Here is a 24,109-nt window from a genome sequence, read left to right as displayed (position 1 = left end):
GTGGGCTTCATCCGGCCGCGTTGTCGGCCCGGACGTCCTGCGGGGCGCCGCCGGGGAACAGCGACGCCCTGCGAGGTGCGAGACGTGAACCGTGCAGCTGGTGGTGCCCCTTGGGCGGGCCCTACTTCTGCCGTGTCCGGCGCAAGGTGAGCAGGCCGTGGCAAGCGAAGAGCACCGCGGTGAAGGCCAGGCCGATACCGGCGGCCTGGCGCATGTCGGGGACCTCCACCGCCGTGGCGGCGACGGCCAGGACCCCGACCACGGCCACGACCGCCAGCTTCCCACCGCCCGGAACGCTGAATCCGGTGAACTCCTCGGGGTTCGCCTTGCGGTGGCGTCGGAAGGCGATGTACGAGGCGACGATCAGCAGCCACACCAGGAGGACGGCGAAGATGGCGATCGACATCATGATGTTGAAGAGGCCGCTGACGTCGTAGAAGGCCAGCAAGGCGGCGACGGCGATACCCAGGGAGGAGACGGCCAGGGCGATCGCGGGGACGCCGCGCTTGCTCAGCTTGGCCGTCGGCGCCGGGGCCAGGCCGTCGTCTCCGAGCGAGTGCAGCAGCCGGGACGCGCCGTACAGGTGGGCGTTGGCGGCCGACATGGCCGCGATGAGAACGACCGCGTTGGTGAGGGTCGCCGCGGCCGGCACGCCGACCTCGGAGAAGACCCGCACGAAGGGGCTCGCCTCGACGCTCCCGTCACCCTCCGCCAGCTTGCGCCACGGGATCAGGGCGAGGACCAGGGTGATGGCGAGAAGGTAGAAGAAGCTCAGCCGCCAGGCCAGCTGGCGCATCGCGGTACGGATGGTCCGCTGCGGGTCGACCGCTTCCGCGGAGGCGATGGCGACGACCTCGAACCCGGCGTACGCGAACATCACCACGGACATGGCCAGCCAGATGGATTCCAGGCCGTGCGGCATGAAGCCACCGTCGTCGGAGAGGTTGGCGAAGCCGGAAGCCTCCGTGTCGGGCAGACCGAAGAAGACCAGCAGTGCGGCGCAGAGGATGAACACGCAGAGCGCGACCACCTTGATGCTGGAGAGCCAGAACTCCGTGGTGCCGAAGGACTTCACACTGATGATGTTGACCGCGAGGACGATCGCGGCGATCACCAGGATCGCCGCCGACATCGGCACCTCGGGCCACCACCAGCGGATGTAGAGCGCGGAAGCGACGACCTCCGTCCCGATGACGACGACGGCGCTGAACCAGTACAGGTACCGGCTGAGGAACCCGGCCCACGGGCCGAGGTAGCGGTGCGCGATGGTGCCGAAGGAACCCTGCACCGGGTGGGCGGCGGACATCTCGCCGAGCAGGACGGCGATGATGGCGACCAGGACCGCGCCGATCGCGTACGCGACGATCACGGCGGGGCCGGCCACGGATATCGCGGTGCTGGAGCCGAGGAAGAGTCCGGTGCCGAGCGCGGAGCCCAGCCCGATCATGGTGGTCTGCCGGTGGGTGAGGGAGCGGACCAGCCCTCCACCGGCGGCCGACGGTCTGGCGCCGTCGGCTTCGGAGGGCGGGGCGAGCGGTGCGGAGTCGCTGGGTGCGGCCATGGCGGTGGGCCCTTCTGGAAGGTGATGAGGGTGGGAGAGGGACAGCGACTCAGAACTCGCTGTTGCGGAACGGCTCCGCCGGTGCGTTCAGGTCCGGCTTGCCCAAGACCTTCCGCGAGGACAGCGCGTAGATGCCGTGGTTGGTCAGCGTCCACGCGATGTTGCGGTCCCACTCCACGTACACGCCGTGGGTCTGGTTGCCGTACGCGTAGTCCGCGGTGGCGGGACCGTACGCCTTCGGGACGAAGTACGCCGATATCTCCGGCGACGCGGGCTTGGAGACGTCGAAGAACTGCACGCCCGCGTTGTAGAAGCCGTAGCTCAGGACACCGGGGGTGTGCCGGCCCGGGTTGGTGTAGTAGCCGGTGCGCTTGGGCCCGAAGCTGCCGCGGCGCTGGCAGTAGTCGTTGATGCCGGCGGCCTTCGGCGGGGTCGGGCGGGGAAGGACGCCGACGACGCGGGGCTTCTTCGGGTCCCGTGCGTCGATCTGGTAGATGTCCTTGTAGGGCTCGTAGCAGTCCTCGGTGAGCGGGTAGCCCGAGTAGTAGATCATTCCGGTCTTCTCGTACTGGGAGACGTCGATGTTGTCACCCTCGGTGCCCGCGACGGAGGCCGGCAGGTCCAGGTGGCTGACGGTCTTCATGTTCGAGGGGTTCGAGACGTCCAGTACCGTCAGGCCGTAGCCGCCCATGGCGGCGAAGGCGTAGCGTCCGCCCTTCTCGACGGGTTTGGGGAGGAAGAGCGGCATCCGGGCGCCCATCCAACTGGTCCGGTTCCCGCAGCGCGGGTTGTTCCGGTACGCGGCCTCCTCGCCGGTGCGCTGGCCCGGCAGGTGCCAGGTGTCCAGGAGCTTCGGGCGGGCCGGGTCGGACATGTCCCAGGACTGGTAGCCGGCCGAGTGCAGATTGGTGGGGTACTCGGTGCCGGAGTAGGTGTCGTTCGGCGCGGTGGCGATGAACATGTACTTCTCGCCGGTCCAGTGCGGCACGTCGATCGAGCCGGAGCCCTGCTGTGCCGTGGCCGGGTCGGTGTTCAGGGGGTCGGCCTGGGTGGAGTCGGTGGAAACCGTCGTCAGCAGCTTCCAGTCCTTCTTGCGGGGGCCGTCCAGGCGGAACACCTTGAAGCCCTTGAGCCCCGGCTTGGCCCGCAGTTTCGCGACGCCCTCCGGATTGTTGTACTTGTCCTTGGGCGGGTGGTCGGAGAGTTCCGAGATCTGGCGCCTGCTCTCGAAGCTCTGGACCATGACGTACGCGTTCAGCTTCTTGTTCCACTGGATGGTGGACGCGCCCCAGTAGTCGTGTGCCGCCCAGTCACCGTTCGCCCGGGCCTCGTCGCCGCCCACGTCGTCGCGGCTCATCCTCTCGACCACCTTGACCTTCTTGACGTCGGTGATGTCGTAGACGCGGCCGTCGGAGCGGCTGTACTGGAAGAGGTAGCGGCGGCCGCCGAAGTCGACGATGTTCTGCCAGGTGTGGAAGTAGTCGGGGGTGAAGCCGGCCCCCTCGTAGGCGGCTTCGACCTTCATGTTCTTGATGTACGCACGGGTGTCGTACTTCTCGTTGCGGCCCGGGAAGGAGTGTTCGTTCTGCTCGTCGACCGGGGTGAGCGCGGGGTGCCGGAAGCTGCCGTCCAGTTGCATGCCGTACGAACCGGTGTCGGCCGGCCCGGGGCGGCGGTCCTCGCACGCGTCGAGGATGTCGGGGTCGACAGCGGGGATGGCCGTGGCGCTGGTGGTGTCCGCGCCGGAGACACCGGGAGCGAGGAGTGTGGCCGTGGTGGCGGCGGCGACCACTGCGGCGAGGGCGGCTTTTCTACGGAGGGGACGCATCTGACGGTCCAATCGGAGCAGGAAGGGAGCGGGATGTGCCGTGTGTCCCTGGGGCGGGCGCGCGGGCCCGCCCCAGGGACACACGGGGGCGGGCGCGCGGGCCGATCAGGTGACGGTGGGGCGCTGCCGGAATTCGGTGTTGTGGTGGTCGCCGTCGGTCACGACGGCGAGCAGTTCGCGGACGGCGTGCAGGACGTCCGCGTGGGTGACGTAGAGGGCGTTGAATCCGAACCGGAGCAGGTCCGGGGCCCGCATGTCGCCGATCACACCGCGGGCGGTGAGCGCGGCCACCAGCGGGTATGCCTCCGGGTGGCGCAGGGCGACCTGGCTGCCGCGGCGGGCCGGGTCGCGCGGGGTCGCCATGGTGAAGCCGAGGCCGTCGAGGAGTTCGTCGGCGCACTCCTGGAAGAACCCGGTCAGGGAGAGGTTCTTCTCCCGTACGGCCGTCATGTCCACGCCGTCGAAGGCCGTCAGCGCGGCTTCGAGGGCGAGGAGTGACAACAGCGGGGGAGTGCTGATCCGGGCCCGGCTGATGTCCGCCCCAGGGGTGTACGTACCCGCCATGGCGAACGGCTCCGCGTGTCCGTGCCAGCCGGTGAGGGGGTGGTCGAAGTCCGGCTGGTGCCGCCGGGCGACGTAGGCGAACGCGGGCGCCCCGGGGCCGCCGGAGAGGTACTTGTAGCCGCAGCCGACCGCGAAGTCCGCCTCGATGGCGTCGAGTTCGACGGTGAGGGCGCCCGCCGCGTGGCACAGGTCCCAGTGCATCAGGGCGCCGGCGGCGTGCGCGGCGGCGGTGAGCGCGGCCATGTCGTACAGCTCGCCGGTGCGGTAGTCCACCGGGGCGTAGGCGGCCACGGCGACGTTTCCGGCTTCGGCGGCCAGCACCGCGGCAGCCTCGTGGGCCGGCACCCGGCGGACGTCGAGCCCGAGGAGTCGGCCCACCGAGTCGGCGATGTACTGGTCGGTGGGGAAGTGGTCGGGATCGGTCAGCAGCAGTCGGCGTCCGGGGCGCATCCGGGCGGCGGCCAGCAGGGTGTTGAAGAGCTGGACGCTGGTGGAGTCCCCGACAACCGTCTGCCCGGGGGCCGCACCGACCAGTCGGCCGAGTGTGTCGCCGGTCCGGATCGGCGCCTCCCACCAGCCGTTGCCGTTCCAGGAACGGATCAGGTCGGTGCCCCACTGACGGTGCACGGCGTCCTCGACGACCGCCGGGACGGCGGCGGGAAGTGCGCCCAGGGAGTTGCCGTCGAGGTAGACGACGCCTTCGGGGAGGAGGAAGCGGGCGCGGACGTGGGCCAGGGGGTCGGCGGCGTCGAGCGTGGCGGCGCGTTCGGTCAGCATGGGGTGTCTCCGTCGTCGTGTGAGGGGGCGCACCCGGCGGCAGGGGCGGGGGCGGCTTCGCGGTCCCTGGCGAGATCGAGCGCGATGTCCGTGAGCAGGTCCTCCTGCCCGCCGACCAGCCGCCGCCGTCCGGCCTCGACCAGCAGGTCACGGGTGTCGAGCCGGTGGCGCAGGGCCGTGTTCTCGGCGTGCCGCAGGAAGCTGGAGTACACTCCGGCGTACCCGAGGGTGAGGGTCTCCCGGTCGACGCGCACGGGCCGGTCCTGCGTCGGCCGTACGAGTTCTTCGGCGGCGTCCATGAGCGGGAACAGCGCGCAGCCGTGTTCCCAGCCCATGAGATCGAACACCGCCACCGTCGGCTCCAAGGGCGCGTTGCCGGCGCCGGCGCCCTGCCCGGCGAGGGAGGCGTCGACGCGGTATGCCCCCGCTTCCACGGCCACGATGCTGTTGGCCACGCCCAGGCCGAGGTTGTGGTGGGCGTGGATGCCGATCTCGGTGGCAGGATCGAGGGCGTCGCGGTAGGCGCGGACCCGGTCCCGTACGCCGTCCATGGTCAACCGGCCGCCGGAGTCGGTGACGTAGACGCAGTGCGCGCCGTACGACTCCATGAGGCGGGCCTGCGCGGCCAGTTCGGCGGGCGGGGCCAGGTGGGACATCATCAGGAAGCCCGACACGTCCATGCCCAGTTCGCGGGCCAGGCCGATGTGCTGGGCGGAGATGTCCGCCTCGGTGCAGTGGGTGGCGACGCGGACGGAGGTGACGCCGAGGGAGTGGGCGCGGCGCAGATCGTCGGCGGTGCCGATGCCCGGCAGCAGCAGGGTGGTGAGCCTGGCGCGGTCGAGCACGTCGGCCGCGGCTTCCAGCCACTCCTCGTCGGTGTGTGCGCCGGGGCCGTAGGTGACGGACGAGCCGGACAGGCCGTCGCCGTGGGCGACTTCGATGGCGTCGACACCGGCCGCTTCGAGGGCGGCGGCGATCGTCCGGACCTGTTCGAGGGTGTAGCGGTGCGACACGGCGTGCATGCCGTCCCGCAGGGTGACGTCCTGGACGTAGACCTTGGTCATCGGGCCCGGCTCCGTTCGGCCAGGCGCTCGGCGGTGCGCAGCGCGGCGGAGGTCATGATGTCGAGGTTTCCGGCGTAGGCCGGGAGGTAGTGGGCGGCGCCCTCGACCTCCAGGTAGACGGAGACGAGGAGCCGCCCGCCGAGCCCGAGTGCCGTCAGCGGATCGTCGGACGCCAGGGAGCGGAACTGCGGCTCCTGCTTGAGCCGGTAGCCGGGCACGTATGCGGCGACGGAGTCGACCATCGCGTGGATGGAGGCGGTCACCCGCTGGGGGTCGCAGTCGTCGACGACGCAGTGGACGGTGTCGCGCATCAACAGCGGTGGTTCGGCGGGGTTGAGCACGATGATCGCCTTGCCACGAGTCGCACCGCCCACCTGTTCGAGGGCGCGGGAGGTGGTCTCGGTGAACTCGTCGATGTTGGCGCGGGTGCCCGGGCCGGCCGACCGGGAGGAGATCGAGGCGACGATCTCCGCGTAGTGGACCGGTGCCACCGCCGATACGGCGGCGACGATGGGGACGGTGGCCTGGCCGCCGCAGGTGACCATGTTGACGTTGGGTGCGTCGAGGTGCTCGTCGAGATTGACGGACGGTACGACGTACGGGCCGATGGCCGCGGGGGTCAGGTCGACGATCGTCTTGCCGTACGGCGCGAGGGCTGCGGCGTTGTGGTGGTGGGCGGCGGCGGACGTGGCGTCGAAGACCAGGTCGATCTCGTCGAATCCGTCGAGGGCCAGGAGCCCGGTCACTCCGCCGGCACTGGTGGGCACGGAGAGGCGGCGGGCCCGTGCGAGCCCTTCCGACTCCGGGTCGATGCCGATCATCGCGGCAGCGGTGACGTTCCCCGATCCCCTGATGATCTTGATGAGGAGATCGGTGCCGATGTTGCCCGATCCGATCACGGCTGCCTTCATCGGACGGCCTCCTTCGCCAGCGGGGCCAGACCGAAGAAGCGGACGGCGTTGCCGCCGAGGACGGCGGTCCGCTCCGCCGGGGAGAGTTCGCTCTCGCGCACGAGCCGGCCGATCTCCTCCTCACCGAGCGGGAAGGGGTGGTCGGAGCCGAGCAGCACCTGCTCCACTCCCATCACGTCCACGAGGAGCCGTAGCGCGCCGAGGTCGAAGACGGCCGAGTCCACGGAGAAGCGGTCGGTGTAGTACGAGGGCGGATGCGGACTGTCGGCACGTACGAGGTCCCGGCGGCGCCAGGCGTTGTCGGCCCGTCCCAGGAGGTACGGGAAGCTGCCGCCGCCGTGGGCGAACATCAGCCGGAGCGAGGCCGGGAGGCGTTCGAAGGCACCGGACAGGATCAGCGAGAGGATGGTCAGATGGGTCTCACCGGCCATGCCCGCGAGCCAGGCCAGCATGTACCGGGAGAACCTCGGCCCGGACGGCAGGTCCCAGGGGTGGACCAGGACGGCCGCGTCCTCTTCGGCGCAGTGGGCGAGAAACTCGATCAGCGCGCCGTGGTCGAGGTCTCGATCGCCGAGGTGGTTGCCGATGTGGACGCCGCGGAAGCCCTGTCCCATGGCGTCGCTGACCATCGCACAGGCGGCTTCGGTGTCCTGGAGGGGCACCTGGCAGAGGGGGGCCAGCCGGTCCGGGGCGTGCGCGGCGTACCGCAGCAGATGCGCGTTGACCGTCCGGCACCACTCGACGGCGCGCTCGGGTTCGAGGTCGTAGCCGAACAGCATGGGGGTACTGGACAGCACCTGGACGTCCACGCCGAGCCGGTCCAGGTCGGCGACGCGTTCCGCCGGGTCCCACAGGGTGCGGTTCACCGGCCGGTACTCGGCCGAACCGGCCATCATCATTCCGGTGCCCGGTCCGTCCGTGGTGCGCAGCCAGGGGCCGTCGTCGGAGCCGGTGAGCAGTCGGGATTCGGCGCGGCCGATCTCCGGGAAGACGTGGGCGTGCACGTCGACGACGGTCACGCTCCTGCCTCCTCGTCGCGGCGGGTGCGTGGACGCAGCCGTTCGGGCCAGTCCCGGCCCGGGTGCACGGCGGCGCAGTGGGGGCAGGTGCGCGCGGCCGTGTCGGCGTAGAAGGCGCCGAACACCGGAGGCAGGTCGTCGACGATCGAGGTGAGCTGGACCTCGCTGCGGTGCACCAAGTGGTGGCACTCCATGCAGTACCACTCGAACGCGTCGAGGTGCCCTTGCGGTCGGGCGAACTCGACGACGAGGCCGATGCTGTCCTCCTCCGGCCGCTGCGGGGAGTGCCGCAGGTGCGCCGGTGCGAGGAACACGTCCCCCTCGCGGATGTGGATGTCGCGCGGAGGCTGTCCGTCCCCCTCCATGACGCGGAGCACCATGTCGCCCTTGAGCTGGTAGAAGAACTCCTCGATGGGGTCGTCGTGGAAGTCGGTGCGCCGGTTGGGTCCGCCCACGACCGTCACCATCAGATCGGCGTCCTGCCAGATCTGGACATTGCCCACCGGCGGCTTGAGCAGGTGCCGGTTCTCCTCGATCCAGGACTGGAGGTTGAACGGTCTCATGGTCATCGGTGCTGTTCCTCGCTCTGGTGGAGGTGGCCGCCCCGGGGGAGGTGGGCCACGCCGCTGATCTCGATCAGGAGGTGGGGATGGGGCAACTGGTGGACGGCGACGGTGGTGCGGGTCGGCCCGTGCTCGTCGAAGTACTCGGCGTAGACGTCGTTGTAGCCTCCGAAGTCGTTCATGCTGACGAGGTACGTGGTGACCGACACCAGGTCGTCGAGGCCGCCGCCGGCCGCGGCGAGCAACGCCGCGATGTTGTCGAGTACGGCCCGGGTCTGGGCCCGGACATCGAGGTCACTCACGCCCATCGGGTCGACGTTCGCCCCGACGAAGGTGCCGTCGGGGCGCCGGGAGCTGGTGCCGGAGACGAAGACGAAGTCGCCCGCGCGCCTCAGGTGCGGGAAACGGCCGCGGGGTGGCGCGGCGCCGGGGACGATCACGCGTCCTCCTCGGTGATGGCCGGAGCGGTGGTGGCGGTGAACTGGACGGCACCGAGTCCCGTGACCGACGCCCGTACGTGTGCACCGGGGGGCAGCGGTACGGCGGCGGTCGCCGCACCGGCGAGGATCACGGTGCCCGCTTCCAGCGAACCGGCGAGCCGGGCCGCCGCCGCGAGGGCGCGCAGCGGATGTCCGAGGATCGCCGCGGTGGAACCGGTCTCCACCGGGCGGCCGTCGAGTTCCAGCAGGACACCCAGGTTGCCCAGTCCGCTCGCGGCACCCGGTTCTCCCCAGGGCCCCACGGCGTAGGCCGCGGCCGAGGTGTTGTCGGCGATTACCTCGGGCAGGGAGAACCGGAACCCGTCGTACCGGGAGTCGATGACCTCCAGCGCGGGCGCCACGGCCGCGACGGCCGCCCACGGATCGGCGCCCGGACGCAGGGTGCTCCCCAGGAGGAACGCCACTTCCGGCTCGACCCGCGGATGGATCAGCCCCGAGATGTCGTACCGCCCCCCGTCGGGGATCTCCATCCGATCCGTCAGCCGTCCGTGGATCAGATCCGCAACGCCCATCTGCCGCATCTTGGCGAGGCTGGTGAAGCCGAGCTTGAAGCCGGTGAGCCGCTCGCCGCGGTCCAGCCGCCGCACGATCAGGGCGTCCTGAACGGCGTACGCCTCGGCGGTGTCCGCCAGTCCGGTGGCACCGCCCGGCAGCGGACGCGCGTCCAGTGCCGCACGGTCGAGGGACTCGGCCCGAGCCGTGATGTTCATCGGACCGCCCCTTCCGTGTCGACGCGCCCGAAGGCCGCGCGCACCGACCCGAGCCCGTCGATCCGGGCCTCGAACACATCACCCGGCTCGACGGCGGCCATGGGACCGAGCGCGCCGGTGAGCACCGTGTCCCCGGCCCGCAGCGGACTGCCGAGCCGGACGAGTGTGTCCGCCAGCCAGACGGCCGCGTGCAGTGGGTTGCCGAGGCAGGCGGCACCCGCACCGGTGGAGACGGGCTCGCCGCGGCGCTCCAACACCATGCCGGCGGAACGCAGATCGAGTTCCCGCAGAAGCACGGGTCGCGTGCCCAGTACGTACGCGCCGCTGGAGGCGTTGTCGGCGATGGTGTCCACGGCGGAGATGTCCCAGTCACGGATCCGGCTGCCGACCACCTCGATGGCGGGCAGCACGAATGCGGTCGCGCGGATCACGTCGGCCACCGTGTGCCGATCGTGTACGAGGTCACCTTCGAGGACCAGAGCGACCTCGGCCTCTGCCCTGGGCTGGAGCACCGAGCCCCAGGGGATCTCGGCGCCGTCCGGTACGGCGGTGTCGTCGAGGAGGGCGCCGAAGTCCGGTGTGTCAACGCCGAGTTGCCGCTGTACCGCGGTCGAGGTGAGACCGATCTTCCAACCCGTGATGCGCCGGCCCCCGGCGAGGCGTCGTTCGGTCAGGAGGGACTGGACGGCGTAGGCGGCCTCCAGGTCACCGGGCGGCAGGAGGTCGCGGACCGGTGCACACGGAACACCTGTGCGATGCGCCTCGTCGAGCCGCTCGGCGGCCCCCGTCACCGGGTCGCGTGGGGCGCCCGTCCTGGTCGCGGTGGAGTCCGTCGTACTCACAGTTTCACGCACACATTCATCGGTTCGGAGAAGAAGTCGAGGGAGTGGTCGCCGCCCTCACGGCCGATCCCGGACGCCTTCACACCGCCGAAGGGCGCACGGAGGTCACGCAGGTTCCAGGTGTTGACCCAGGCGGTGCCGACCTCCAGGGCGGGGGCGACGCGGTGGGCGCGGCTCACGTCACCGGTCCACACCGTGGCGGCCAGTCCGTACGGGCCGGCGTTGGCGAGGGTCAACGCCTCGTCCTCGGTGTCGAACGGCGCGAGGTGTACGACCGGGCCGAAGATCTCGTCCCGTACCGCCGGGTGGTCCTCCGGTAGTCCGGCCAGCACGGTGGGTTCCACCCAGAAGCCGCCGTCCCGCTCGTCCCCGAAGCGCGGTACCCCGCCGCCCGCCAGGACCTCCCCGTCGGCGGCGGCCCTCTCCAGGTGGCCCAGCACCTTGTCCCGGTGGGCGGCGGAGACCATCGGGCCGTAGCCGGAAAGTTCCTTCGCCTGGGTGGCGAGCGCGGCGGCGAACGCGTCGAAGACGGGCCGTTGCACGTACAACCGCTCGGTGCACAGACAGACCTGCCCGCTGTGGGTGAAGGCGGAACGGAGAGTGCCGGCGACCGCCTGCTCAAGATCCGCGTCGGCGAAGACGAGTCCGGCGTTCTTGCCGCCCAGTTCGAAGGAGACCGGCGCCAACCGCTCCGCAGCCGCCCGCATGATCATCGATCCGGTGCGCGACTCGCCCGTGAAGGCGACGGCGTCCACCCCGGGGTGCTCGGTGAGCCACTGGCCGGCCGCGTCCGCGCCCGGGCCGTGCACGAGGTTGAAGACTCCTGGCGGAACCTCCGCCTCGGCCAGCACCTCGGCCAGCAGACAGGCCGTGCCGGGGGTGAGTTCGGACGGCTTGGCCACCACCGTGTTGCCGGTCGCGAGGGCGGGCGCGACCTTCCAGCTGAGCAGGAGCAGCGGCAGGTTCCACGGCGAGATCACCGCGACGACGCCGAGCGGCTTGTGGACGGTGTAGTTCAGCGCGCCCCGGCCGTCCGGGGTGGCGGTGTGCCAGGACCGTTCGCCGCGCCCGGTCAGGAGCCCCGCGTAGGAGCGAAAGTTGGCCACGGCCCGGGGGATGTCGACCGTCGAGGCCAACGTGCGCGGCTTGCCGGTGTCGGCGCACTCGGCCGCGACGAACTCCTCGAAGCGCCGCTCGATCCCATCGGCGATCCGGTGCAGCAACCTCGACCGCTCGGTCGGGCTCCATACCGCCCACGGCCCGCGCAGTGCCTCTCGGGCCGCACGAACCGCCCGGTCGACCACCTCCCGGGACGCCTGCGGTACCTCGCCGGCAACACGCCCGGTGACCGGATCGACGAGGGGGAGCGTAACGCCGGACGCGTCGAACCCGCCTCCTACGTAGTGCCGTACGGGTGAACTCACGCTGTGGACCTCCGTCATCCAGCCGGGGCATGTCCGAAAGTCGCCCCCGGGTGTGCCGGTATAGTGCACCCACCCAGCTATGCCGATCCAATGCCAATCGGCGCGTCAGACATAACAATCCTGGTATGGCAAGGTGGAGCCGCCCTCCATACCCGGAAGGAGCCGGCTGCGATGGACCTCCTGGACGGCCGGTTGAAGTTCCGGCACCTGATCCTGCTCATCGCGGTGTACGAGCACGGGAGCGTCGTACGGGCCGCGGAATCGCTGCACCTCACCCAGCCGGCCGCGACCCGCACCCTCCACGAACTGGAGGCCATCGCGGACCTGCCGCTCTTCGTCCGTGTACCGCGCGGGATGCGGCCCACCGTCTACGGCGAAGCCCTGACGGAGCACGCCCGCGCCGTGGTCGCCGAGATTCGCCGGGCCGGGGACCACCTCACAGGACTCCGCCAGGGACTGGACGGCACCGTGACCGTGGGCACCCTGCTGGCCGGAGCCAATGTGCTCCTGCCCCGGGCGGTCGCAGCGCTCAAACGGGAACGGCCCCGGCTCACCGTCGTCGTCCGGGAGGGGACCCCGGACGTCCTCCACCCGGCACTGCTGGCAGGCGAACTGGACGTCATCGTGGGACGGGTGGGATCGACCCCCACGGAAGGGGACGGGCTGCGCCAACGGAAGCTCTACCGGGAGCCGATCCGGCTCGCCGTCCGCTCGGGCCACCCGCTCCTCGACACCGTGGACGTCACACTCGCGGACACCCTCGGATTCCCCTGGATCCTGCCCGTCGAGCAGACCGCCCTGCGCCAGGAACTCGGTGCCGTCTTCGTCGACCGGGGCCTCACACCGCCCGCGGACCGCGTCGAGTGCACGTCCATCCTCACCATGCGGGCGCTGCTGCTCCAGACGGACATGGTGGCGCTCCTGCCCGAACTGGTCCTGCGCGAGGACGAGCACCTCGCCGCGCTCCCGGTCGAACTTCCTTCGGTGGGGCGTACGGTGGGCACCACCGAAGCAGCCCGCCGGACACGCACCCCCGCTCTCCAAGCGCTGCTCCATCACCTCGACCAGGAAGCGGTCCTGCTGCGCGAGACACTCGACGGGACGCCGGTGGTTCGTTGAAGAGCGTTGACGCAGGCGGTTGGATCGTCGTCCCGGCCTTCCTTCCTGCGGACCTGTCGCCGGAGGAGACTGTTGAGCCGGTCGAGTACACCCTTCTTCCTGCCGGCGGGCGAAGTAGGCGTAGACGGTGTTCCAGTGCGGGTAGTCGTGCGGCAGATAGCGCCACGGGATCCCTGTCCGGTTCACGTGGAGGACCGCGTCCAGCAGGCTTCGCAAGTCATGATTCGGCGGCCTGCCGATGTCCGGCCCGCGGCCTCGGCGTGCGGTCAGAACTGGCTCGACCAGCTCCCATCGGGCATCGGAGAGGTCACTCGAACAGCGACGGTGCTCGGTTCCTCGTCCTGTCCCGGCAGGAGAGGCAGGGCGAGGACCGATCCGTCGGCGTGCACGGAGACGGGGCCGCCCCAGCCCTTGTCGAAGGTGCGGCGGGGGCGGACGTGGCGGCTCGCGTGGACGAGGGCGCGGTACTCCTCGACGTCGCGTTCCGGGGCGCTTGTCCCAACAGACGTCTGAGCGAAGGGGAAGCCCAGGTGGGAAGCCATTTCGACTGATCGGAGCGATGTTCTTCACAGACATCGTTCGGCGTGTCCCGGTGTACAGTCGAGATCGCCCTTGACCTGCACAAAGCAGGCAGGGAGCCGTCTCGGAGGAGTCCCGAATGCTGCGCACTCTGTTCAAGTCCAAGATCTAACTGTTTGGCGTTGCCGCAGGTCAGGGGCATCATGTGCCCCCCTCAGGTCAGCAAACGGTCAGCATGCGTCCCGGACGTGTCCCGGCTTGCTGACCTGCGACCTGCAGTGCGGCGCCTGAGCATGATTCTTGGGCCGGAACGGATGGTGCACGACACATGGCCCGACAGCTCGCCCGCGGTATGGGGTCCTTCTTCAAGGACTGCGGCTGCGCGAAGCCCACCCGCTGCCCTCACCCGTACTCGATCCGTTTCCGGGACGCGCTCGGCAAGCAGCGTGAGGAGTCCGGGTACGCCACGCAGGACGACGCGATCGAGCGTCTTACACAGGTGTACGCGGAGAAGAAGACGACGGCGCCGACTGTGGCGGCGGCCCGCCGTGAACTGGGTCAGCTGACGGTCGGGGAGTACGCGAAGCAGTGGCGTCCCCGGCAGCGCAAGATGACGGATTACTCCACGGGGGAGCACGTCGACAGCTCGATCAACGTGCACATCGTTCCGCGCCTGGGTTCGCGGAAGCTGAACTCGGTCACACCGATCGTGGTCGAACGGTTCCTGGACGAGATGGAGGGCGACGGGGTCGGCCGCGGGAACCAGGTGAACATATTCCGTGTCCTCAAGACCGTCCTGCGGGACGCGTACACCAAGGGGGCCATGGCGGACGATCCTGTGAAGGGGGTCCAGGAGCCCGAATATGTTCGGGGAACGGTTGCCATTCCCTCTCTTGCCTACGTGACGAAAGCACTTGCCGTTGCCGATGAGGACCTGGCGTTGGAGATCGTCATGATGGCGGGATGCGGCTTGCGCAACGGTGAGGCGCGGGCGGTGAACGTCAACAACGTCGTGGCGCAGGACGTGTACCGGGTGCGCGAGCAGATCCATTCCAACACGTTGAAGCCGGCGAAGCTGAAGCACCGCAAGACGGGGGAGTTCCGCGAGGTGCCGTTGCCTCGGTCGGTGCGGGAGGCGATCGAGCGGTACGAGGAGAAGCACGGCACCACGAAGGACGGCTACCTGCTGCGCGGTCCGGGCGGCTACTTCACCGAAGGCATGGAGCGGCGCCGGGTGAAGAAGCTCTTCAAAGGCCTCCCGCCGGAGGAGGGGGTCGGGATGTATGGGTTCCGGCACTACTTCGCCTCGAACGCCCTCGGCAACGGCATACCCATCACTGACGTGGCGGAGTGGATGGGCCACAAGTCCATCGAAGAGACGTACCGCACCTACCGGCACCTGATGCCGGGCAGCATCACCAAGGCCGCCCGGATCCTGGACGCCGGCCTCTGGGAAGCAGCCTGATTTCCGGCTTCAAGGGAACAGTAGATTCTTCGTCTGCTGGTGGTACACGCCTCGCAGGGCCTCTGACCAGCGGAAACGGCCACTATGCGGCCATGTTGTAGGCGGCTGGTCCGCGTATGGCCCGGATCTTGGTCGGTACGGAGTGCACCCTTGACTGTCGTCCCGTGGCGGCGGCGAGCTGGCGGGTCGCTCCGGGACCGGCTTGGCGCCGTTTTCGGCGGGGACAATGGCAAGGGCTGGGACGACTGCCTCCCGCGCAGCGGAACACCCCCGCGTCGGCGGGGAGGACCGCTGGTCGGGCTGGGGGGCCACGCCGCAGGTCGGAACACCCCCGCGTCGGCGGGGAGGACGGCCCTACGCGTACGCGCGCGAGGGGCCCCGGAGGAACACCCCCGCGTCGGCGGGGAGGACGGCCGGGGTCGGCCGCGGTGCGTTCTACCACTACGGAACACCCCCGCGTCGGCGGGGAGGACCCAAGACGCACGGGCGCGGCCCCGGGACTGATCGGAACACCCCCGCGTCGGCGGGGAAAACGACGATCCGGGTGTACGGGCGCACCCTGCGAGGCGGAACACCCCCGCGTCGGAGGGGAGGACTCGGACGCCACGACCGAGCACCCCGCCTGCTCTGGAACACTCCCGCGTCGGCGGGGAGGACGTCGGCACCCGGGGCGTGACCGGTACCCCCCGCGGAACACCCCCGCGTCGGCGGGGAGGACTGGGCACGTCACACCCGAGGAGACCGCCGACCCGGAACACCCCCGCGTCGGCGGGGAGGACGCCAAGGCGTCGGACATCGTCATCGACCTCGACGGAACACCCCCGCGTCGGCGGGGAGGACGGTCAGCGGCGGTGCGCCCGCGCCGGGGGTGCCGGAACACCCCCGCGTCGGCGGGGAGGACAGCAGGGCTGAACCCTCGGCGTCCGCGCGCTGCGGAACACCCCCGCGTCGGCGGGGAGGACGCGGAGTAGAACCGGTCATCCACCGCCACGAACGGAACACCCCCGCGTCGGCGGGGAGGACGAGGCCCACGTCGTGGTGAGCCACGGCGCGGACGGAACACCCCCGCGTCGGCGGGGAGGACGTGAACGGCTGCGGCATCACCGCGGCCTTCTTCGGAACACCCCCGCGTCGGCGGGGAGGACGGGCGTACGGGCCAGGCGGTGGCGAGGTGTTACGGAACACCCCCGCGTCGGCGGGGAGGACTACCGGTGGGTTTCGCGTGCGTCGAGCCGCACCGGAACACCCCCGCGTCGGCGGGGAGGACCACCACACCCACGTCACGAACACGAACCGCGGCGGAACACCCCCGCGTCGGCGGGGAGGACGCGGAGCTGTCACAAAACGGCCCCCGCCCGGACGGAACACCCCCGCGTCGGCGGGGAGGACCGGTGGTGGAGCTCGGCCCGGGTCTGGTGGTGCGGAACACCCCCGCGTCGGCGGGGAGGACGCGTCGGCGGGCTCCTTGGTGGGCTGCTCGGGCGGAACACCCCCGCGTCGGCGGGGAGGACACCCATGCCCGGAACGCGTCCTCGTCGATGACCGGAACACCCCCGCGTCGGCGGGGAGGACCGCTGGAGCTGGAGGCGGTCGATCGTCCAAGCCGGAACACCCCCGCGTCGGCGGGGAGGACGCACCGGGCGTTCGGTGGGCATCGGCATCGAGCGGAACACCCCCGCGTCGGCGGGGAGGACGAGACCGCGCAGGGCGGCGGCACCCCGCGCGCCGGAACACCCCCGCGTCGGCGGGGAGGACTTGGTCTCTCCGGCGACCATCGCGGCCATCGCCGGAACACCCCCGCGTCGGCGGGGAGGACAAAAAGCAGGACACGGCACCCACGGCCTGACGCGGAACACCCCCGCGTCGGCGGGGAGGACTCCTCGGTCCGCGTGTCGACGGTCCAGGACGGCGGAACACCCCCGCGCCGGCGGGGAGGACTTCACCTCCCGGTTGGCCAGCGCCACCAGCTGCGGAACACCCCCGCGTCGGCGGGGAGGACGTGTCGGCGTGGGCCGGCCACGCGGACCTGTCCGGAACACCCCCGCGTCGGCGGGGAGGACCACGGTCTCCGTGCGCGGCGTCATGCCGCTGCCGGAACACCCCCGCGTCGGCGGGGAGGACTCCGAGGCCGGCACCTACGTCACCGTCGGAGACGGAACACCCCCGCGTCGGCGGGGAGGACCGACGCGATCCTCCGCGGCCACCTCCCGGCCCCGGAACACCCCCGCGTCGGCGGGGAGGACAGGAGGTCAGCCGCCTCCCCCAGGGCCGCACACGGAACACCCCCGCGTCGGCGGGGAGGACGCCGGGATCGGGCCGCTCCCGGTGATGCGGATCGGAACACCCCCGCGTCGGCGGGGAGGACCCAACCCCCCGAAGCAGGAGGACCCCGTGGCTCGGAACACCCCCGCGTCGGCGGGGAGGACTCGTCGCCGTATGCGACACCGCCGCACGGGGCCGGAACACCCCCGCGTCGGCGGGGAGGACGGGTTCGACGTGGCCGCCCCGGACGGCGTTGCCGGAACACCCCCGCGTCGGCGGGGAGGACGCCGACGGCGAAGAACGCTGACCCACCACTGGCGGAACACCCCCGCGTCGGCGGGGAGGACCGGAACCATGTCTCCGGGCCGGAGTTCTCCAGCGGAACACCCCCGCGTCGGCGGGGAGGACTTGAGCTGGGCCCAGCGCAGTTCGCGGGCCACCGGAACACCCCCGCGTCGGCGGGGAGGACTTCAGCGTCCGCGGCACGGACGCCACCCGGAACGGAACACCCCCGCGTCGGCGGGGAGGACTCGCTCGCGAGCAGCCGGTAAGGGTTCGTCACCGGAACACCCCCGCGTCGGCGGGGAGGACGAAGCGGCGAAGGCGGAGACGGCGTACCTCGACGGAACACCCCCGCGTCGGCGGGGAGGACGTAGTCCCTACGATCAGGCACAGGATCGGTCCCGGAACACCCCCGCGTCGGCGGGGAGGACCTGCTCGAGAATGTTGCCGCCGTTCATGCCGCCGGAACACCCCCGCGTCGGCGGGGAGGACGACACCGGCGTCGACGAGTCCGTCGACTACGGCGGAACACCCCCGCGTCGGCGGGGAGGACTCCGCGACGGGCTGTGCGGCTGCCCGCTGCGCCGGAACACCCCCGCGTCGGCGGGGAGGACGAGAACGCCGTCGTCGTCACGCGGCCGTCCCGCGGAACACCCCCGCGTCGGCGGGGAGGACGCCCGCGTAATCCGGACCCGCTCTTCGGCCGCCGGAACACCCCCGCGTCGGCGGGGAGGACTTCCGCAGCGTCCCGGTCGCGAACCGCTCGAACGGAACACCCCCGCGTCGGCGGGGAGGACGGGTCAAGCTCCACGAAGCCACGGGAAAGGCCCGGAACACCCCCGCGTCGGCGGGGAGGACACCTGACCTGGACCGTCTCCGGACACTGGAGACGGAACACCCCCGCGTCGGCGGGGAGGACTGGGAGCCCCGCATGACAGCTGACCTGATCGCCGGAACACCCCCGCGTCGGCGGGGAGGACGTGTTCGCAACGGAGTTCACGGACGCCTACAGCGGAACACCCCCGCGTCGGCGGGGAGGACCTGGGGCATGCCGGGTTGATGTAGGCAGGCCCCGGAACACCCCCGCGTCGGCGGGGAGGACCCGAAGTTCGCGCGACAGATTCGCGGCGGCGGCGGAACACCCCCGCGTCGGCGGGGAGGACTCTGTACTGCCTCGGCCTTCACGCTCAGGAGTCGGAACACCCCCGCGTCGGCGGGGAGGACTCGATGGAGAATCCGTCGACCGCGGCGATCTGCGGAACACCCCCGCGTCGGCGGGGAGGACATCGACCCCACCCAGGACTACCCCATCCTGGACGGAACACCCCCGCGTCGGCGGGGAGGACACTTCCTGACCTGCGCCTTAAGAAGGGCTTTGCGTTTTCTTTGCCATTCTTGATGGGGTGAGGCGGTCAGTCAGACGCATGCCGCCACTCTATCCAGCTGCAGCTGGCAAGGTCGCCAAGGCGAGGACCGCGCCCCGTTACTGATCGAGGAACGGCCGTCGGTACGCGAGTAGCGATATTAATGTCAGTGCCGGGTGCTTGTATGCGATGGGTGGCGGTTTCGCTTCCGTTGCCAGATCAGGTTCGAGTGGTGGAGCGGAGAGGGCTGGCGTGCTGCACAGGCGGAACGTGGTGGATGAGTCGGTGTGGGGAAAGTCCCGGGGGCTGGATCCGGCGTTGCCTCCCTACCCGCTGGTGAGGCATCTTCTCGACGCGGCCGCGATGGCGCTCCACTTGTGGGACGTTTACCTGGCGGGCAACCAGAGGGCGCGTATAGCCGACGGGATGGGCTTGGCCGGGGAACCGGATCGCGCTCGGGCGCTCGTCGGTCTGTGTGCTGGCCTGCACGATATCGGGAAGGTGTCGGGGTTCCAATTCTGTTCACGGCCGGCTGCGCAGCTCCTCAGCGCCGGGCTGGCTGCGGGCAGCGAGCGGATGAGCGCCGAACGGGCCGGGCACGACGTGGCGGGCATGACTGCTGCGGCCGCGGTGCTGGCGGTCCTGGGCTTCGACGATGAAGACGAGATGAGCGCCGCTGAACGAGTTGCGGAGATCATCGGCGGTCATCACGGCCGCTTCCACCGTCAGGTGCACGGCGCCTATCCGGCGTTTCTCGGCGGCGCGGCGTGGGCTGGCCAGCGGGTCGCGCATGCCACAGCAGTGCACGAGGCGCTGGGGTCCCCGGCCGCGCCCGTGTCGTTTGAGGCTCCCGTTGCCGTGTTGGTGACGGGGGTGGTGATACTCGCGGACTGGCTGGTCAGTCAGGAGGGATACCTGCGGAGACGCCAGCGCACGCTCGAGCCTTCATTGGCCGCTCATTTCCGGCGCTCGCAGGCTGACGCGGCCGGATTGCTGAGGGATGCCGGGCTGACTCCGGTGGAACTGGAGCGCAAGGACTTCGCCGAGGCGTACGGCATCGCGGGGGAGCCGAATCCCTTGCAGCGGTCGGTTATGGGCGACCTGCTGGCTGCGGCAGGTTCCGGGAGCCGAGGCGGCATCATGTTGGTGACTGCCGCGCCTGGTGACGGGAAGTCGGAGACCGCGCTGGAGGCGGAGCGGATCCTGTCGAAGATTTTCGGCACGCACGGGTATGCGTTCTTGCTGCCGACGATGGCCACCAGTGACCAGATGCACGACCGGGTCGCCAGGACCTTGGGAAACCAGTCCGGGGAGGAAGCCGGGCTGACCTTGGTTCACAGCATGGCGTGGCTGAGCAGCTCCTACGCCGACGAAGACTTGGACGGCGAGGCGGTGGTGACCTGCGACGGCGACGAGGCTCCGGCCGGGCGCCGTCGCCGGGAGGCCGACATGCGGCCGGGACGGTGGTTGCGTGGACCGAAGAGGCCGCTGCTGGCGCAGTTCGCGGTCGGGACAATTGACCAGGCGCTGATGGCTGTGCTGCCTGTTCGGCACAACGCTCTGCGGATGATGGCTCTCTCGAACAAGACTTTCATCGTGGACGAGGCGCATGCCTACGACCCGTACATGCAGGTGCTGCTGGGCCGGCTGCTGAACTGGCTGGGCTTCTACGGCGTGCCGGTCGTGCTGCTGTCGGCGACTTTGCCGTGCTCGGTCGGCGACCGCTTGGTCAAGGAGTACCTGCGGGGCGCGGGCCACAAATCGTCGGCACTGAAACGGCAGACCTTCCCGGCGCCCTACCCGGGCTGGCTGTATGTGGACGGCGAGACCGGCACATGCACGCCGATGTCCCGGGATCGCCAGCTGGAGCAGGCCCGTACGCGGAACATGCGGCTCAGGGTGGACGTCGAGCGAGTCGTCCACAGCGGGAAGGACGGGGCGGGGGACCGGATCGCGGTGATCAAGCGGCTGCTGGAGCCGGTCGCGACGGGTGACGGCGGTACCGCTTTGGTGGTGTGCAACACCGTGGGCGGCGCGCAGGAGACCTACTTGCAGCTCCGTGCAGAGAGCGACCCGCGCTCCCACGAGGAAGCGGGCGATGTCCAGCTGCTGCATGCCCGATTCCCCGGAGACGTGCGGGAGGAGCGCACGGCCGGGGTCACCGCGGGGCTGGGCCGGAGCGGTCCGAGGCCGGTCCGGCGGATCGTGGTGGCCACGCAGGTCGTCGAACAGTCTCTGGACCTGGACGCGGACATTGTCATCAGCGATCTTGCCCCCCTGTCGTTGCTGCTGCAGCGGGCGGGCCGCTGCTGGCGGCATGAGAAGCACTGGCAGAGGCACGGGTACCCCGATGGTCGCGGCCGCCCGGGGTGGGCGGATGAACCTCGTCTCGTTGTCCTCGATCCCCTGGTGGGCGGTGGGCGGGTACCGGTCCAGTGGGGTGAGGTGTACTCCGAGCACCTGCTTGGCAAGACCTCCCGGATGCTGGCCGAGGTCGAGGGTGACGGCATCGCCATTCCGGACGACGTGCAAGGGCTGGTCGAGGCGGTCCACGGTGACAGCGAGGAATTCGACTGGAACGTCTCCGGCGGCCGCGAGGCGAAGGCTTGGGCGGAGCACAAGGGCAAGGAGACCGCGGAGCGGAGCATCGCTGCTCTGTGCGCCGTGCCGCGTGCCCGGCAGGTTGCCGAGCTGCATGACCTGCATGCCTTGGAGGGGGAAGAGGGCGAGTGGGAGGTGTCGACTCGTCTGGGCGCTGACTCGGTGCGCCTGTTGTGCGCCTACGAGCAGGAGGGCGGCCAGCTGACGCTCGACGCCGAGGGTAGGCAGCCGCTGCCCGAAATGCCCGAGGACGGCAGGATGCCGGCCCCGCGTGTCCGAGAGGTGATGCGCCGTACGATCCCCGTGCGCGCCGACTGGTTCCGTGACGCCGAGCCGGACACCCTCAGTCCGCCCTCCTCGTGGGCCGAGCACCCCATGCTGGGAGACCTCCGAGTCCTCCGTCAGCCGGTCCGCCAGGGCAAGGCCCAGGCCGTGAAGGTCGGCGACAGAATTCTGAGTCTCCATCAGGACCTGGGCCTCGTGAGCGAGTAGGCGGTAGAGCGGCCCTGAGGTGGAGCACCCCCACATCGGCGGGGAAGGCGTAGGGCTGTTCTCAGCCCCGCGCTCTCCAACTGGTACACCCCCACGTCGGCGGGAAGCGGTCGCGCCTGCGCACGGCGACTGCTTCCCACGAGGCTATCGGGAGAAGCCGTGGTACGCCTTCCCTGCCCCAGCCAGCAGAAGCAGGCACGATCCGGTGGTGGCCGGGTCGGGTCTCATGCTGATGACGATCACGATGATGGCGATCACCAGCACCCAGGGTGCCGGTGAAGCCCAGGACGCGGATGCGGTTGGGACTCGGTTCACGAGGTCTCCTCGAAGTCAACTCTGGTGTGATGGAGGGCAGTTCTAACGGACGCCGCCCCCGGGGTGCAAGTTGATCAAACCCCCCTCCTCTAACTCCACCCCTCTCTCCAACCTTCTGAGAATCCGTCACGCACATCACCGGAAGGTGCTCTACTGATCGGCAGCACGGAACGGAGCCCCTGTGTCAGTGGTGGCTGCTTGAATGCGAAGCGCTACTCAGGCGGCGGTTCGCTGGGACCTTGCCGTGCTGCTTCGCGCTGACCATGTTTGTGGAGGGGGCTGTTGATGTCTGGGGGGTTCGACCTGCGGGACGAGCCGTGGATTCCGGTGCGGCTGCTGACTGGGGAGTCGGCGCGGCTGGGACTGCGGCAGGTGTTCAAGCAGGCTCATGAGATCGAAGACCTGGAGTTGCCGGTGCCGCCGGCAGCGGCTGGGCTGATGCGGATCCTGGCAGCGATCACAGCCAGGATTGCCGCCGATGAAGACGACCGCCTCGATGACCTTGACGTCGCCGAGAACGCCAAGGACTGGCTCGATCTGCGTCGGCGAGTCCTGCGGACGGGCCGATTCGATCCGGATGCCGTGGACAGCTACTTCGACAAGGGCGTGCCGTCAGGAAGGTTCGACCTGTTTGACCCGCACAGGCCGTTCCTGCAGGATCCTCGGCTTCGAACCGAATGCGTGGACGCCAAGGGCGCGCCGAACCCGTCGGGTGTGAACAAGCTGGTGATGGGCCGGCCGACCGGCATCAACGGAGCGGTCTTGTTCGGCCACTTCACCGACACAGCTCCTGTCCCCGTGCCAGCCGCGGAGGCCGTCTGGCATCTGATCGCCCAGCTCTACTTCGGGCCGTCAGGCCAGTGCACTCCCCGGCGCATCACCGAGGAACGGACCGGCAGTGGGGACGCGGCACCTCTGCGGAAGTCGGTCTCGTACTTCCCGTCGGGTAGTGACCTGTTCACCTCGTTGATCCTGGCCGTGCCGAGGCTGCCGGACGAGGAACTCGACGAGGACGAGGACCTGTGCCCGTGGGAGGGCGAACTTCTTCACCCGCTAGAGCCTCGCATTCCGATCACGTGGCCGGGTCGGATGCTGACCGGCCGGTTCCGCCACGCCGTGCTGCTCGTTCCGACCTCTGACGGCCGACAGGTGACGGACGCGTACATCACCTGGTCCACGCACGCACCGGCCCCTGTGGTGCGCGACCCGTACCAGATCCTCGACCGGCGCAAGGACGGGAATTTTCAGCCCCGCGAGGCCGATGGTGCCCGCGCGCTGTGGCGTGACCTGGACGCCCTGCTGCTGAAAGACGACCGGCAGGACGCCCAGCGGCCGCCTGCCTTCGGCGCACTGCCCAAAACGCTGCTGCCCACTCTGCGGGTGCGGGCCTACGGTTTCGATCAGGACGGCCAGCAGAAGGACAGCGTCTGGTTCGCGTCGACGACTCCCCGGGTCCTGACCTGGCTTGAGGAGAACGACGAGGAGATGGCGCACCACATCAAACGCGCTCACGCTTCCGCAGAAGAGGCGGGTGACCGGCTGGACTTCGCGGCCAGGGTCGCCTGGAAGATCGCCACGGACTCCAGTATTGATCCCTCGCCGAAGGCGAAGGTCAAGCTCGACGCCCGCAAGCCCGGCCCGTGGGCCTCCGCCGCGCTGACACAGTTCTGGCCGAAGGCCGAGACCGAGTTCTGGCAGCTGACCAAGCCTGAGCGGCGGGTGGTCCGGCCCCGGGAGCCGTTCGTTCACGCCGCCCTGTCGGCGCTGGACGCAGCGATCGGCCCCTCCAGCCGGGCGGACATCAGAGTGGCGCGCGCCCGGCACCGCGCCCGCTCGATGCTCCTCGCGCTCCTGGGCCCCAAAACCGGCTGAGCCGGCCCCGGCCATCCTGCACACGCTGACCATCTGTCAGCGCTCTCACCCATTC

General features: G+C 70.2%; 16 protein-coding genes, 2 pseudogenes and 1 CRISPR repeat array. Of the genes and pseudogenes, 4 read left to right on the top strand and 14 right to left on the bottom strand.

Going from position 1 to position 24,109, the window contains the following annotated elements; genetic code table 11:
• Window positions 1–121 precede the first annotated feature (121 nt).
• From AB0F29_RS00335 to AB0F29_RS00285, 11 genes are all read right to left on the bottom strand, one after another.
• Complete coding sequence (locus tag AB0F29_RS00335; RefSeq protein ID WP_361866226.1) at window positions 122–1,561, bottom strand: amino acid permease; 1,440 nt, start codon at window positions 1,559–1,561, stop codon at window positions 122–124.
• A gap of 49 nt (window positions 1,562–1,610) precedes the next feature.
• Window positions 1,611–3,389 (bottom strand): hypothetical protein, encoded by a 1,779-nt coding sequence (locus AB0F29_RS00330; RefSeq protein ID WP_361866223.1) that lies wholly within the window; start codon window positions 3,387–3,389, stop codon window positions 1,611–1,613.
• A 105-nt stretch (window positions 3,390–3,494) separates the two neighbouring features.
• Window positions 3,495–4,730 (bottom strand): kynureninase, encoded by a 1,236-nt coding sequence (kynU, locus tag AB0F29_RS00325; protein ID WP_361866220.1) that lies wholly within the window; start codon window positions 4,728–4,730, stop codon window positions 3,495–3,497.
• Window positions 4,724–5,794 carry a 4-hydroxy-2-oxovalerate aldolase gene (gene dmpG, locus AB0F29_RS00320; RefSeq protein WP_361866217.1) on the bottom strand — a complete coding sequence of 357 codons (1,071 nt, stop codon included), beginning with the start codon at window positions 5,792–5,794 and terminating at the stop codon, window positions 4,724–4,726. Before dmpG ends, kynU begins: the two co-directional genes overlap by 7 nt.
• Window positions 5,791–6,705 carry an acetaldehyde dehydrogenase (acetylating) gene (locus tag AB0F29_RS00315; RefSeq protein ID WP_018955635.1) on the bottom strand — a complete coding sequence of 305 codons (915 nt, stop codon included), beginning with the start codon at window positions 6,703–6,705 and terminating at the stop codon, window positions 5,791–5,793. Before AB0F29_RS00315 ends, dmpG begins: the two co-directional genes overlap by 4 nt.
• A complete protein-coding gene (locus tag AB0F29_RS00310; protein WP_361866214.1) occupies window positions 6,702–7,724 on the bottom strand; it encodes an amidohydrolase family protein in 1,023 nt (340 codons plus the stop codon). Before AB0F29_RS00310 ends, AB0F29_RS00315 begins: the two co-directional genes overlap by 4 nt.
• Complete coding sequence (locus AB0F29_RS00305; protein ID WP_361866212.1) at window positions 7,721–8,293, bottom strand: 3-hydroxyanthranilate 3,4-dioxygenase; 573 nt, start codon at window positions 8,291–8,293, stop codon at window positions 7,721–7,723. The genes AB0F29_RS00310 and AB0F29_RS00305 overlap by 4 nt, the downstream gene beginning before the upstream one ends.
• On the bottom strand, window positions 8,290–8,727 hold the full coding sequence (locus AB0F29_RS00300; protein WP_018955638.1) for a RidA family protein: 438 nt from the start codon (window positions 8,725–8,727) through the stop codon (window positions 8,290–8,292). The genes AB0F29_RS00305 and AB0F29_RS00300 overlap by 4 nt, the downstream gene beginning before the upstream one ends.
• Window positions 8,724–9,497 carry a fumarylacetoacetate hydrolase family protein gene (locus AB0F29_RS00295; RefSeq protein WP_361866209.1) on the bottom strand — a complete coding sequence of 258 codons (774 nt, stop codon included), beginning with the start codon at window positions 9,495–9,497 and terminating at the stop codon, window positions 8,724–8,726. The genes AB0F29_RS00300 and AB0F29_RS00295 overlap by 4 nt, the downstream gene beginning before the upstream one ends.
• The gene (locus tag AB0F29_RS00290; protein WP_361866207.1) at window positions 9,494–10,339 is read right to left on the bottom strand and encodes a fumarylacetoacetate hydrolase family protein; all 846 of its coding nucleotides are present in this window, start codon (window positions 10,337–10,339) and stop codon (window positions 9,494–9,496) included. The genes AB0F29_RS00295 and AB0F29_RS00290 overlap by 4 nt, the downstream gene beginning before the upstream one ends.
• Complete coding sequence (locus AB0F29_RS00285; RefSeq protein WP_361866205.1) at window positions 10,336–11,763, bottom strand: 2-hydroxymuconic semialdehyde dehydrogenase; 1,428 nt, start codon at window positions 11,761–11,763, stop codon at window positions 10,336–10,338. The genes AB0F29_RS00290 and AB0F29_RS00285 overlap by 4 nt, the downstream gene beginning before the upstream one ends.
• Window positions 11,764–11,853: 90 nt before the next feature.
• Between AB0F29_RS00285 and AB0F29_RS00280 the strand changes: the two are divergent.
• Window positions 11,854–12,774, top strand: a pseudogene (locus AB0F29_RS00280) (LysR substrate-binding domain-containing protein); the annotation flags it as partial.
• On the opposite strand, the pseudogene AB0F29_RS00275 reads toward AB0F29_RS00280, so the two are convergent.
• Window positions 12,756–13,167 (bottom strand): annotated as a pseudogene (locus AB0F29_RS00275) (transposase); the annotation flags it as partial. The pseudogenes AB0F29_RS00280 and AB0F29_RS00275 sit on opposite strands and share 19 nt — an antisense overlap.
• Window positions 13,149–13,424 carry a hypothetical protein gene (locus AB0F29_RS00270; protein ID WP_361866202.1) on the bottom strand — a complete coding sequence of 92 codons (276 nt, stop codon included), beginning with the start codon at window positions 13,422–13,424 and terminating at the stop codon, window positions 13,149–13,151. The gene AB0F29_RS00270 and the pseudogene AB0F29_RS00275, both read right to left, overlap by 19 nt.
• A gap of 305 nt (window positions 13,425–13,729) precedes the next feature.
• On the opposite strand from AB0F29_RS00270, the gene AB0F29_RS00265 reads away from it, so the two are divergent.
• Both AB0F29_RS00265 and cas3 read left to right on the top strand, forming a co-directional pair.
• Window positions 13,730–14,866 carry a tyrosine-type recombinase/integrase gene (locus tag AB0F29_RS00265; protein ID WP_361866200.1) on the top strand — a complete coding sequence of 379 codons (1,137 nt, stop codon included), beginning with the start codon at window positions 13,730–13,732 and terminating at the stop codon, window positions 14,864–14,866.
• Between the two features lie 260 nt (window positions 14,867–15,126).
• Window positions 15,127–18,756: direct repeats of the CRISPR family, unit length 29 nt; unit sequence CGGAACACCCCCGCGTCGGCGGGGAGGAC.
• Between the two features lie 270 nt (window positions 18,757–19,026).
• Entirely contained in the window at window positions 19,027–21,867 is a 2,841-nt protein-coding gene (gene cas3, locus AB0F29_RS00260) for a CRISPR-associated helicase Cas3' (protein WP_361866197.1), read from the top strand.
• 144 nt (window positions 21,868–22,011) lie between these two features.
• Here the strand turns inward: cas3 and AB0F29_RS00255 are convergent, their stop codons facing one another.
• Window positions 22,012–22,182, bottom strand: coding sequence for a hypothetical protein (locus tag AB0F29_RS00255; protein WP_158706563.1), 171 nt, complete (start codon window positions 22,180–22,182; stop codon window positions 22,012–22,014).
• Window positions 22,183–22,467: 285 nt separating this feature from the next.
• Between AB0F29_RS00255 and casA the strand changes: the two genes are divergently transcribed.
• Complete coding sequence (casA, locus tag AB0F29_RS00250) at window positions 22,468–24,054, top strand: type I-E CRISPR-associated protein Cse1/CasA (RefSeq protein WP_361867009.1); 1,587 nt, start codon at window positions 22,468–22,470, stop codon at window positions 24,052–24,054.
• The last annotated feature ends 55 nt before the right edge of the window (window positions 24,055–24,109 follow it).

The sequence above is a fragment of the Streptomyces sp. NPDC026589 genome, from assembly GCF_040638385.1.
Classification (GTDB): Bacteria; Actinomycetota; Actinomycetes; order Streptomycetales; family Streptomycetaceae; genus Streptomyces.
This window is presented reverse-complemented; position numbering and strand designations above follow the sequence as displayed.

Coding starts and splice junctions, on each gene's coding strand:
- AB0F29_RS00265 (WP_361866200.1), top strand. CDS start 13,730: ATGGCCCGACAGCTCGCCCGCGGTATGGGGTCCTTCTTCAAGGACTGC.
- AB0F29_RS00305 (WP_361866212.1), bottom strand. CDS start 8,293: ATGACCATGAGACCGTTCAACCTCCAGTCCTGGATCGAGGAGAACCGG.
- AB0F29_RS00295 (WP_361866209.1), bottom strand. CDS start 9,497: ATGAACATCACGGCTCGGGCCGAGTCCCTCGACCGTGCGGCACTGGAC.
- AB0F29_RS00335 (WP_361866226.1), bottom strand. CDS start 1,561: ATGGCCGCACCCAGCGACTCCGCACCGCTCGCCCCGCCCTCCGAAGCC.
- AB0F29_RS00315 (WP_018955635.1), bottom strand. CDS start 6,705: ATGAAGGCAGCCGTGATCGGATCGGGCAACATCGGCACCGATCTCCTC.
- AB0F29_RS00330 (WP_361866223.1), bottom strand. CDS start 3,389: ATGCGTCCCCTCCGTAGAAAAGCCGCCCTCGCCGCAGTGGTCGCCGCC.
- dmpG (WP_361866217.1), bottom strand. CDS start 5,794: ATGACCAAGGTCTACGTCCAGGACGTCACCCTGCGGGACGGCATGCAC.
- casA (WP_361867009.1), top strand. CDS start 22,468: ATGTCTGGGGGGTTCGACCTGCGGGACGAGCCGTGGATTCCGGTGCGG.
- kynU (WP_361866220.1), bottom strand. CDS start 4,730: ATGCTGACCGAACGCGCCGCCACGCTCGACGCCGCCGACCCCCTGGCC.
- AB0F29_RS00270 (WP_361866202.1), bottom strand. CDS start 13,424: ATGGCTTCCCACCTGGGCTTCCCCTTCGCTCAGACGTCTGTTGGGACA.